Here is a 10187-nt window from a genome sequence, read left to right as displayed (position 1 = left end):
AATTTGTTGTGCTTTAGATAAATGATTCAGGTTCACGTTAGTTTTCAGCAGATTGTCTCATCAAGATCTTCATCCTAATTTATCTTCGACTTCTGTTCACGATTTATTTAGACTCGCTATATCTACTTATTTGGCAGAGTAACATATTTGTTACAAAGACTTATTGAGTGCTAATAATAACTATCATTATCTTAGAGGGCGATCGCTCAATCTTTTATCGTTAAAATCGCCAAAATCTATCCAATATTTCTTCACAATGGCAGGCGGACAGACTATATCCTTTGTCGTGAGTGCGTCCCCGCTCAGTTGACTGAAGATCCTGATGTTTTCCGCCCGATCGATAAAGATACTTGACAAAGGGGGTGGCGACGGATGATCGATCGCTTTTACGTCCTCCTAGCGATGCTTTTATTTGGGATTATGCCACTGTCTGGGTGTCAGCAGCGTCCGCCACCTAAAACTCGTCTCGAACAACTGCAAGTCATGGTGAGTATCGCGCCGCAGAAATATTTTGTCGAGCGAATTGGTAACGGGTACGTGACAGTAAGTATGATGGTTCCTCCTGGAGCTGAACCGCACACTTTTGAGCCAAAGCCAGCCCAACTAAAAGCACTGAGCCATTCCAGTGCCTATATGCGGATGCGGATCGACTTCGAGTCAGCCTGGATGGACAAAATTCAGGCAGCAAATCCCAGAATGCTCGTTGTAGATACAACTCAGGGTATTCAGCGAATGCCAACGATCGCAGGCTACCAGGAGAAAGGGAAAATCCATACTGACAAGGGCGAGAATCTCGATCCCCATATCTGGCTTTCGCCCCCATTGGTAAAAGTTCAAGCGCGGACGATCGCTAACGCCTTGATGCAGCTGGATGCGAAACACAAGCAGGTATATCAGGCAAATCTAGAGCGATTTGTAGCAGACATCGATACGCTCGACGCTGACATTCGCAAGTCACTACAGGGAGTGAAGCACCGCAAGTTCATCGTCTTTCATCCCAGTTGGGGCTACTTTGCCCGCGATTACACACTGGAGATGATTCCGATTCAAGTTGGCGGACAAGAGCCTAGCGCCGCTGAACTGGGGGCGCTGATTACCAAAGCTAAGCAGGAAGGCATTAAGGTGGTTTTCGCTGAGCCGGAGTTTAGCACGCAGTCAGCAGATACTATCGCTAGAGAAATCGGCGGAGAGGTACTGCTACTCAATCCGCTATCGCCTGATTGGTTGAATAACCTCCGTACTGTCGCCAATACATTTACCAAGGTATTGAACCAGGGCAGAAGAATTCAGAAGTCAGAAGTCAGAAGTCAGGAGTCACCCTACACTCTACACCCTGCTCATCACTACTCACCCCTCACCCCTCAACTCTTACTGTCTAACTACCAGCCACTATGAAATACGCAAACACAACAGATACGCAACTGGAGGCGATCGTAATTCAGCACCTCTGGGCTGGATATGACCACGAGATGGTATTGGAGAACATCAACCTTTGGGTGAAGGAGTTGGACTTCATTGGGTTGATCGGTCCAAATGGGGGTGGCAAGACGACGCTGTTCAAGGTGCTGCTGGGGCTGCTGCCACCTATGCGCGGTAAGGTACGCATCATGGGCATGAATGTTATCAAAGGGCGGCGGTACATCGGCTACGTGCCGCAGACAGTAGAATTCGATCGCGACTTCCCAATAAACGTCTGGGACGTAGTGCTGTTGGGACGACTGGGGAAACGGCGATTGCTACAGCCTTACACGACCAAAGACAATAAAATCGTGGCGGAAGCATTGCGTAGCGTGGAGATGCTGCATCTGAGCGATCGCCCCATCAGCGAACTTTCTGGCGGACAAAAAAGCGGATCTACATCGCTCGCGCCTTGGCAACGGAACCCAAAATTCTGCTGTTGGACGAACCGATGGCAAGTCTTGACCCTCATGCAGGTAGCCACGTTGCCGAAATTCTCAAACAGTTGAACGAGCGGATGACAATTTTGATGATCTCTCACGATATCAGCGCGATCGCCTCGTGCGTCAAAACTGTGGGTTGCCTGAATCGGCAATTATTCTATCATGGTGAAAAGCAAATTACACCCCAGATGTTGGAGTTAGCGTACAAATGCCCTGTTGACTTAATCGCCCACGGTGTACCGCATCGCGTCTTCCCAAACCATGCGATCGAAGAGGAACGGCAATGATTGAGGCGCTACAGTTTGACTTCATGCGTAACGCGCTGGTAGCAGGCGTGCTAGTCAGTATTGCCTGTGGCATTATCGGCACGTTTGTTGTGATTAACCGGATTGTTTTTATCAGTGGTGGCATTGCCCATGCGGCTTATGGCGGGATTGGACTAGGATACTTTTTCAGATTTAATCCCGTGCTGGGTGCAGTTATCTTCAGTTTGGCAGCAGCGTTAGGCATGGGCATCGTGCAACGCTACACCCGACAGCGAGCAGACACTATTATTGGCGTGATGTGGGCTATTGGTATGGCTATCGGGATTATCCTCGTAGACCTGGCAGGGGGCTACAAGGCGGATCTGATGAGCTACTTGTTTGGCAGCATTCTAGCGGTTTCCTGGCGCGACCTGCTGATTATGTTGTTACTCGACGCGATTGTTGTTGCCTTGTCAGTATTGTTTTACAAAGAACTATTGGCAATTTCGTTTGACGAAACCTTTGCTACGGTTGCCAACGTGCCAGTAGACGCGATCTACTTAACTCTCATGTGTACGATCGCTCTGACAGTCGTGATGATGATGCGGGTGGTGGGGCTGATTATGACGATCGCCCTGCTGACAATGCCAGCTGCCATCAGCGGACTATTTGTGAAAGATATGAAGAAGATGATGGGATTGGCAAGCATCCTGGGCATGGTTTTCACCACGGCGGGGTTGTGGCTATCGTACTTCCTCAATCTCACTTCTGGCGCGACGATTATTCTCGTGGGTGGTGTTGTCTATTTGTTGAGCGTGGCTGTACAGCCTTTACTAAGTCGCACTCGTGGCGATCGCCTCTTTGCCTCGCGATAGTTGCTATGTTAACAATCGATGCTAAGGATTATGGATTAAATAAGAAAGAGGGTCTTAATCTACAAAATAAGATGCAGACAATTCTTTTCAGCGATCGCGATATTGTTCCAGTACGCGCCATGCTGCTTGGGCAAAGTCTCGATTTAAAGCCATTAGAACAAATTGACTTTTTGGCTAAAGACCCCCTCGCGATCGCGGCTGGCGAATCTGGTTGCGCGATTCTTTTTCGTTCCGGTGTAGTTGTTTTATATGCTCTTTCTCCCTTAGAAGAAGCAACCTTTATTACTAACCTCAAAGAGTTCACTATCGGTTCTTTTGCCTCTCCAGAAGCAGAAAATGTCAGAATTCACCGCGATGCTAATAGTACGGGGACAGTAGAAGGTGACATTATCTTTTTGCCAGAGTTCGATCTCAAAAGCTTACAAATTGTGGCAACTATTCTCGCCAAGAGCGTAATTATGGCTTACTACGAGATTAATATTGCTAGTGCTTTTGAACGGATCGAACCTTTTGCCAATCGCTTACAGCACGCTCGCTGGAGTAAACAGCAAGTGAGAGAATTACTGAAACAATTGGGTAATGCTCTCGCCGTGGAACACAAAATGGTTGGTCGAGTCCAGGTAATCGACAAGCCAAAACTGCTTTGGGAATCTTCCGACTTGGATCGCTTTTACTTGCGACTGGAAAAAGAGTTTGAAATCCAGGCACGACAGTTAGTATTGGAACGCAAATTAGCACTCGTTTATCGTACTGTCGAAACGTCACTGGGTTTGCTCCAACATAATACTAATTTGCGCGTGGAATGGTATATCGTTATTTTAATCGTAGTGGAAATCTTTTTGTCCTTGTACGAAATGTTTTTCAATCGTTAGAGTACTCAGCCTCGCGATCGAGGAAATAAAGTCGGAATCTCAAGAATTAAAAGTTTAGGGAAAGAAAACTCGTTTGCTGAATTTCTACCGAGAAGCAATGCAATTGTCAATCGCATCTTGCTGGCGATCGGTTCGGAAAAATCGAGCGAATTGTATTTTATAATACAGATGGAAGGAAGTTCTGTAGCCACTGCCTAACAGCATCTTGAATGACAGACAGTCAACAGATGGAGGTATAGGGGTTATCCCCTAGGCATCACTCTAGTTGTAGGCTAGGAACGCGCTTCACTTCGCTAATGCGAAAGAGGTGAATTGTATGCAAGCTACCAATCGCGGTACTAGCTCTGTTGCCAAAGCCAAATCTGCTGTCTTGTCGGTTCGAGAACAAGCTCGTGCCTTGATGATGCAACACCATCGGCAGATTAAACAGCGCGAACAATCGATGCTGAGTCGTGCGGGTGCGAAAGTTGGGCTTTCAACTGAAGAAGCGACTCGCTTCTGGAACCACATTCAAGGCATGACGCGCACGAGTTTCTGGACGACTTACGATCGCTCTCATGTAGGCATGAGCTAGAAAATCAACTTTCATTGGTAATTTAGAGACAAGCCAGTGCATATGCGCTGGATTTTTTCTGGTGTCACAATTGGATTAATCGGTATATACGCGCAAGCGAGAACAAGGAATTCTATCAGATAGAATTGCCGTCACCATTGTACCTGTATGAATTTCTAGTTGAGCCTCTAACACAGCTTCAAAGAAAAATCGCTGTCCTGGGAAAACAACTCGCTCAAAGTAACAATTGGCAATTCTAGCACTCCGAACGATCTGAATCTGGTTAGTAGTGTTTGCGTAGTAGCACAAAATCTGTTCGGAGTAGTTAGTGTCCCTAGCGGAAGTAGAATTTTGCTGTGAGTTTGATAATGTTGTCTGCCCTCGATCTTTTGTTAAAACAATACTTTTGTTAATTGCTGCACGTTGAACGTTGACCATGCCAGTCTCCTTAACGTAGCAAAGCTTTTACTGCTATCCAATGCATGAACTGTTGTCCAGTGCACGAAAATTCTAGTTATCTACACGCTTTTCTCAATTGAATTCAACGCTTTTACCATAAAAGAAATTATGAAAAGATACAAGTGGGAGATTTACCCAATGAGTAGAGACTATTGCTGTCGGTTTCGCTCGATGTTTATACAAATATTTAAATATTTGTAATGTTTATTCAGTATTGACTTGAGAAACCATCTGTAATCTTACTAGATACAACATCCAGGATCGATCTGAGTGATTTTAGCTAAATATAGCTCTGTCTTTGTTTAGAGTGCCTCCCAGTGCGAATTTCATTAAAATTGGTGCAATGGTTGGTAGCGGCAGCTACTAAGGTAGATGCTAACTAAGAAATGGGGAAATTTTTAGAATGGTAAATTAAAAAAAATTATCTCATAACGAGAATATATTGCTATTCATCTATAAATTGCTGATAAGATTTTTCAGCCAGACTCAAGCAAGAAGAATCGATCGAGTTAGTAGTCTCCGCAATCGAATGGATAAATAACTTGAAGGATATGGTAATAAGCTTTAATTTCTCTATACTCATTCTCCTCACAAATTCCTCAACTTTTTCTCTTAAATTTGGAATAGAGCCGATTGTAGGTGAGAAATGAATAGCGCAGGTATTAAGTTTTTGAAGAAGCACTTGACTTGGCAAAAGTAACTGGAGCCAACCTAGTGCTATTACATGTCCTGTTGCCAGAGGAAAAAGATACTCCCGACATCCCCCAGTTTTCTCACAACGAAGTCTAAATTTTTGCTATGGCAGAAGTATTGCTGATAAAACTCTATCCAATGGTAGGTGGTGGATATGTTAGTCGATATTAGCTACAAATCAAATCTTCAATTTCAAGCCACTGCTAGAGGTCATGTTATTACCAGCGACCAACCCTATAGCAATGGCGGTGAAGATACTGGGATGACTCCACCAGAATTGTTTCTAGCTGCTTTAGGCAGTTGTGTGGGTTTCTATGCTGTGAAATACTGTCAAACTAGAGGCTTAGATGCTACTAGTCTAAATGTTAAAGTTTCAGCTCAAAAAACGACAGATCCTCCCATTAGGTTAGACGACATCGAAATTCACTTGAGTTTACCAATTAGCTTGAGCGATCGCCATCAAAAAGGTCTAGAGAATGCTGTGAATGCTTGTTTGATCCACACTACACTTACACATCCACCCAGAATTATGACTCAGATCGACAGTACACCAATAGTAGCTGCTTCATAAGGTCATTTCGATTCAGATCTACTTGCTCTGTGACACAAATAGCAGAGCAAAGTACAAGAGGTGAAAAATATGAGTAACCAGTTAATGACTCATACCCACCCGAGCAAACAAGCTGTCATTTATGTTTTTGCAAGCTTGCTAGCTGGTAGCACGATCGCATCATTGTTGATGGCTAGTCACATCCAAGCTCAAGAGCGGGATCTGCAATTAAATAATTCTCTCCCCAGTACATCCGTCGCTACTCCCACAATGGCTGTTGCTAGTCGTAGCGAACGCCATTACATCGAATGGACGATCTTCCATGACGAGCAAGCAATCGCAATCGCTGAACTCGCTTTGAGTCGAGCGACGCATCAGGAAATTAAAACTCTAGCCGCTGCCATGAAACAAACCAAAACTCAGGAACTCCAACAATTACAAGCGTGGCATCGGCAGTGGTATGGAACCAATGCACCCAGCTACTTCAGCCGTTGGTGGCATAGAAACATAGAGGGGGATAAACCAGAGCAGTACAAAACGCACGTCATTGAAACCGATTTAGCCCAGCTGAAAAACGCTCCAGACTTCGATCGGGAATTTTTGCGGCAGACGATCGCGAGCGATCGCATGGCAATGATGATGTCTGCAACGATCCTCGATAGTGCCGAGCGTCCCGAAATACGAGACTTTGCCCGCTCTACGATCGAACAGCAACAGGTCCAAGTCGAGCAGATGCAGCAATGGTATCAAGATTGGGAGCGATGATTTTCTGCTTCCCTCAATCTGAATTGCTCCAATTCTTGTGCTTGTGCCAGCAAACGGTTGGAGATGCGATCGCACACCACCTCACATAGATCGAAAATCATTGGATCGGCAATTTCATAAAAAACACTGATTCCTCTAGGCTCGCGCCTGACCATCCCTGCTTGCATTAGCACTTTCAGATGCTTGGAAACATTAGCCTGACCTAACCCAGTTGCTTCCACAATTTCCGTGACATTTTTTGCCCCCGATCTTAAACAATTGAGAACTTGCAATCGACTGATCTCAGATAACACTTTGAAATACTCTGCCACTTGAGCAAGAGCGGCAAGGGAAATCTTTGGCATACGCGATCGGCAATCTAATAAATTTACAAAAATAAATCTACAATTTCTATTGTACACAACCATATTACTAATTGGTAATATGATTATAGGTAGAGTAGCAAGCAATTGAAATTCTACCAACTAGCGACTGATTGTAGGAGACTTATGGAAAACGTCAAGAAGATTAACGAGCAGCTGGCTGTCGCAGGGCAAGTTACGCCAGAACAACTGCGACAAGCGGCGCAAGAAGGCTTTAAGTCCGTACTCAACTTGCGATCGCCTGAGGAAGAAGGTTACTGGCGAGACGAACAGCAGCAAGCAGAGGCGTTAGGGCTGCGTTACGTCAATATTCCCGTTAAGGTCGATACCCTCACCGAGGACAAAACTACCCAAGTCCTAGAGCAAATTGACTCACTACCGAAACCAGCCTTAATCCACTGCTATAAACAGATGCGTGCTGGAGCAATGGTATTGATGAATGTAGCCACTAGACAAGGACTGACACCAGAACAAGCATTTGCCAAGGCTCATGAAATCGGGTTTGACTGTAGTGCTTATCCGCAAATGAAAGAGTTCTTCGCCCACTACGTTTCAACGCACTCAAACACAACTGAAGGGACAACAAGCTAGAAGGAGGACATGATATGCTTTTTCGCCAATTATTCGATGCCGAATCTAGTACTTACACTTACTTAATCGCTGACCCCGCAACAAAAGCTGCTGTGTTGGTCGATCCAGTTTTAGAGCAGGTGGAGCGCGATCTGAAGCTACTCAAGGAATTAGGACTCACCCTGCACTACTGCTTGGAAACCCACGTCCATGCCGACCACGTGACCGGAACCGATGAATTGCGACAGGCAACAAGTTGTTTGGGCATCGTTCCCGATCGCGCCCATGTAGGCTGTGCCGACCGTCACATCAAGGATGGGGAAACGTTGCATTTGGGCAACATTACCATTAAAGCCATTGCTACCCCTGGTCATACCGATAGCCATATGGCTTATTTGGTCAACGATGACCGAGTGCTGACAGGAGATGCTTTATTCATTCGCGGCTGCGGACGGACGGACTTCCAAAGTGGTGATGCAGGGACGCTTTACGATTCAGTACAAGAGCGTTTGTTTAGCTTACCAGACGAAACTTTGGTTTATCCCGCTCACGATTATCGGGGTCATAGTGTATCGACAATTGGGGAAGAAAGGCGGTGGAATCCTCGATTTGCCGGACGAGATCGCCCCAGTTTCATTGAATTCATGAATCACCTGAACTTGCCAGATCCTAAGAAAATAATGGAAGCTGTCCCAGCGAATGAAATGTGCGGACGCTTAGCAGCAACAGCTTAAGTATTTGGCTAGAGGCATAAATATTAAGGGCAGGAGATTTTTGTGACATCACTTTGGCATCGAATGCAAAAAACTCTTTCCTGGCTATTACTCCTGGGTGGGTTGGCGATCTTGCTCTGCCTGGGGACGGGCAGCTTGACCGCTGAACCTGCTGTTGCGGCGATCGCGCAATTAGAAGAATCGCCAGGGCAAATGCTTTATCAATCTCGTCAGACCTTACAGGATCGCGATGGCAAAACCTGGCAGGCGATCGCCTTCAAACGATTTCGTAACGGTAACACCGGATTTTATCTGCGGCTGGTGGGCTTTCCTGGGATTGTGGCAATAGATCGTTTCCAGCCTTTGACCCTCACCACCTCTTTAGAACAAGTCTTCACAGCTACGGATGTTTCCGAGCAATTTCTCAGTGACAGCCCTACAGTTGCGAATGTTGGGCAGTACGATCTTCAGCCGATTTTACCCCAGCTCAAACCTGAAATTCCCCTAAAGTTATCCCTGCGGACGGCTAGTGGTTCGACAGTAACGCTAAACGTTCCACCGCTAGCCGTACAGGAATGGCATACCGTTGCAGTCCGTTCATCTCGATAGGAAAAACATTATGACAATCGGGTGGATTTTGGGTCACGTCATTGCCACTGCAATTGGAATTAGCTTAGGCTTAATCGGCGGCGGTGGTTCAATTTTGGCAGTTCCCACCTTAGTTTACGTGATGGGCGTACCGCCAAAATCCGCGATCGCCATGAGTTTGGCGATCGTTGGTACGGTGAGTTTTCTGGGTGCAATTCCCCATTGGAAACTCGGCAACATCCAGCTTAAAACAGCCGGAATGTTTGGGCTATCAACTATGTTAGGGGCTTATGCAGGGGCGCGACTTGCGACACTGCCATTTGTGACAGGGACGCTACAAATGATGCTGTTCGGCACGATGATGTTGCTGGCAGCAGCGTTCATGATTCGCAAGCATCCTCAAACCGATTCGCCTGTAGGAGAACCAGACTTGGAGTTGTATCCCAAGCCAGTATGTAGATATTGCTGGCTGTGGCTCGTGAGTGAAGGAATTGGCGTGGGGGCGCTGACGGGGTTAGTAGGTGTAGGCGGTGGTTTTGCGATCGTGCCAGCACTAGTTCTGTTAGCAAAAGTGCCGATGAAACAGGCGATTGGTACGTCTCTACTAGTAATTGTTCTCAACTCTATTGCTGGCTTTTTCGGTTATTTAGGACGTGTCAATTTGAATTGGGAGTTAATCGCCACATTTACTGTCGCCGCTAGTTTGGGAATTATTGCCGGAGCTTACTTAGTTAGGTTCGTGCAAGCGAGGCATTTACAAAAAGCTTTTGGCTATTTCCTTCTGGTAATGTCTGCTTTTATCTTTTGGCAAAATCGCACTGAGTTTCACTCTCAAAAGATACAGAGACAGTTGCCTGTCGGACAAGTTGAGCCAGCGTCAGGAACGCCAAATTTTCACTCGGACAGCATTAACAGGAACATTTGAGCTGAAGGTCATACGACTAACCATTAGACCTCCTGCATGAATCAAAAAATCATGGATGTCATTCTGTTGGCGAAGCCTTCCCGAAGGGTACGCAACGCAGTGTAGTGAAGAATCTC

The 10187-nt window shown here is 46.0% G+C and carries 12 protein-coding genes and 2 pseudogenes; 11 read left to right on the top strand and 3 right to left on the bottom strand.

The genetic code is table 11. The features are described from left to right. Positions 1 to 186: 186 nt before the first annotated feature. Entirely contained in the window at positions 187 to 357 is a 171-nt protein-coding gene (locus C7Y66_RS31470) for a hypothetical protein (RefSeq protein ID WP_158266017.1), read from the bottom strand. A gap of 15 nt (positions 358 to 372) precedes the next feature. Here C7Y66_RS31470 and C7Y66_RS28625 point away from each other — a divergent pair, with 15 nt between their 5' ends. From C7Y66_RS28625 to C7Y66_RS28605, 5 genes and pseudogenes are all read left to right on the top strand, one after another. Next, positions 373 to 1395, top strand: a complete 1023-nt coding sequence (locus C7Y66_RS28625) for a metal ABC transporter solute-binding protein, Zn/Mn family (protein WP_106548158.1) — start codon at positions 373 to 375, stop codon at positions 1393 to 1395. Next, positions 1392 to 2188 (top strand): annotated as a pseudogene (locus C7Y66_RS28620) (metal ABC transporter ATP-binding protein). The gene C7Y66_RS28625 and the pseudogene C7Y66_RS28620 overlap by 4 nt, the downstream one beginning before the upstream one ends. Then, a complete protein-coding gene (locus C7Y66_RS28615) occupies positions 2185 to 3021 on the top strand; it encodes a metal ABC transporter permease (protein ID WP_106548157.1) in 837 nt (278 codons plus the stop codon). Before C7Y66_RS28620 ends, C7Y66_RS28615 begins: the two are co-directional and overlap by 4 nt. Positions 3022 to 3092: 71 nt before the next feature. Next, positions 3093 to 3893 (top strand): RMD1 family protein, encoded by an 801-nt coding sequence (locus C7Y66_RS28610; protein WP_106548160.1) that lies wholly within the window; start codon positions 3093 to 3095, stop codon positions 3891 to 3893. Positions 3894 to 4209: 316 nt separating this feature from the next. Further along, the gene (locus C7Y66_RS28605) at positions 4210 to 4467 is read left to right on the top strand and encodes a hypothetical protein (RefSeq protein WP_233222896.1); all 258 of its coding nucleotides are present in this window, start codon (positions 4210 to 4212) and stop codon (positions 4465 to 4467) included. Positions 4468 to 4554: 87 nt separating this feature from the next. Here the strand turns inward: C7Y66_RS28605 and C7Y66_RS33595 are convergent. Then, positions 4555 to 4758 (bottom strand): annotated as a pseudogene (locus C7Y66_RS33595) (DUF1830 domain-containing protein); the annotation flags it as partial. 994 nt (positions 4759 to 5752) lie between these two features. On the opposite strand from C7Y66_RS33595, the gene C7Y66_RS28595 reads away from it, so the two are divergent. Together C7Y66_RS28595 and C7Y66_RS28590 are read left to right on the top strand one after the other, a co-directional pair. Beyond that, positions 5753 to 6169 (top strand): OsmC family protein, encoded by a 417-nt coding sequence (locus C7Y66_RS28595; protein ID WP_106548155.1) that lies wholly within the window; start codon positions 5753 to 5755, stop codon positions 6167 to 6169. Positions 6170 to 6238: 69 nt separating this feature from the next. After that, positions 6239 to 6913 carry a DUF305 domain-containing protein gene (locus tag C7Y66_RS28590; RefSeq protein ID WP_106548154.1) on the top strand — a complete coding sequence of 225 codons (675 nt, stop codon included), beginning with the start codon at positions 6239 to 6241 and terminating at the stop codon, positions 6911 to 6913. Here the strand turns inward: C7Y66_RS28590 and C7Y66_RS28585 are convergent. Beyond that, the gene (locus C7Y66_RS28585; RefSeq protein ID WP_106548153.1) at positions 6895 to 7257 is read right to left on the bottom strand and encodes a helix-turn-helix transcriptional regulator; all 363 of its coding nucleotides are present in this window, start codon (positions 7255 to 7257) and stop codon (positions 6895 to 6897) included. The genes C7Y66_RS28590 and C7Y66_RS28585 overlap by 19 nt on opposite strands. A 144-nt stretch (positions 7258 to 7401) precedes the next feature. On the opposite strand from C7Y66_RS28585, the gene C7Y66_RS28580 reads away from it, so the two are divergent. Genes C7Y66_RS28580 through C7Y66_RS28565 form a run of 4 tightly spaced genes read left to right on the top strand, consistent with a single transcriptional unit; the run spans position 7402 to position 10071 of the window. After that, a complete protein-coding gene (locus tag C7Y66_RS28580; protein WP_106548152.1) occupies positions 7402 to 7866 on the top strand; it encodes a beta-lactamase hydrolase domain-containing protein in 465 nt (154 codons plus the stop codon). Between the two features lie 14 nt (positions 7867 to 7880). Continuing rightward, complete coding sequence (locus C7Y66_RS28575) at positions 7881 to 8579, top strand: MBL fold metallo-hydrolase (protein ID WP_106548151.1); 699 nt, start codon at positions 7881 to 7883, stop codon at positions 8577 to 8579. A gap of 42 nt (positions 8580 to 8621) precedes the next feature. Beyond that, a complete protein-coding gene (locus C7Y66_RS28570) occupies positions 8622 to 9167 on the top strand; it encodes a DUF3122 domain-containing protein (protein ID WP_199197701.1) in 546 nt (181 codons plus the stop codon). A gap of 10 nt (positions 9168 to 9177) precedes the next feature. Then, positions 9178 to 10071: a sulfite exporter TauE/SafE family protein gene (locus tag C7Y66_RS28565; RefSeq protein WP_106548149.1), complete on the top strand. Its 894-nt coding sequence runs from the start codon at positions 9178 to 9180 to the stop codon at positions 10069 to 10071. Positions 10072 to 10187 lie beyond the last annotated feature (116 nt).

Source organism: Chroococcidiopsis sp. CCALA 051, from assembly GCF_003015105.1.
Taxonomy (GTDB): domain Bacteria; phylum Cyanobacteriota; class Cyanobacteriia; order Cyanobacteriales; family Chroococcidiopsidaceae; genus Chroococcidiopsis; species Chroococcidiopsis thermalis.
Note: the sequence above shows the minus strand (reverse complement) of the source record. Positions and strands in the feature narration are given on the sequence as shown.

Coding starts and splice junctions, on each gene's coding strand:
- C7Y66_RS28625 (WP_106548158.1), top strand. CDS start 373: ATGATCGATCGCTTTTACGTCCTCCTAGCGATGCTTTTATTTGGGATT.
- C7Y66_RS28615 (WP_106548157.1), top strand. CDS start 2,185: ATGATTGAGGCGCTACAGTTTGACTTCATGCGTAACGCGCTGGTAGCA.
- C7Y66_RS28610 (WP_106548160.1), top strand. CDS start 3,093: ATGCAGACAATTCTTTTCAGCGATCGCGATATTGTTCCAGTACGCGCC.
- C7Y66_RS28605 (WP_233222896.1), top strand. CDS start 4,210: ATGCAAGCTACCAATCGCGGTACTAGCTCTGTTGCCAAAGCCAAATCT.
- C7Y66_RS28595 (WP_106548155.1), top strand. CDS start 5,753: ATGTTAGTCGATATTAGCTACAAATCAAATCTTCAATTTCAAGCCACT.
- C7Y66_RS28590 (WP_106548154.1), top strand. CDS start 6,239: ATGAGTAACCAGTTAATGACTCATACCCACCCGAGCAAACAAGCTGTC.
- C7Y66_RS28585 (WP_106548153.1), bottom strand. CDS start 7,257: ATGCCAAAGATTTCCCTTGCCGCTCTTGCTCAAGTGGCAGAGTATTTC.
- C7Y66_RS28580 (WP_106548152.1), top strand. CDS start 7,402: ATGGAAAACGTCAAGAAGATTAACGAGCAGCTGGCTGTCGCAGGGCAA.
- C7Y66_RS28575 (WP_106548151.1), top strand. CDS start 7,881: ATGCTTTTTCGCCAATTATTCGATGCCGAATCTAGTACTTACACTTAC.
- C7Y66_RS28565 (WP_106548149.1), top strand. CDS start 9,178: ATGACAATCGGGTGGATTTTGGGTCACGTCATTGCCACTGCAATTGGA.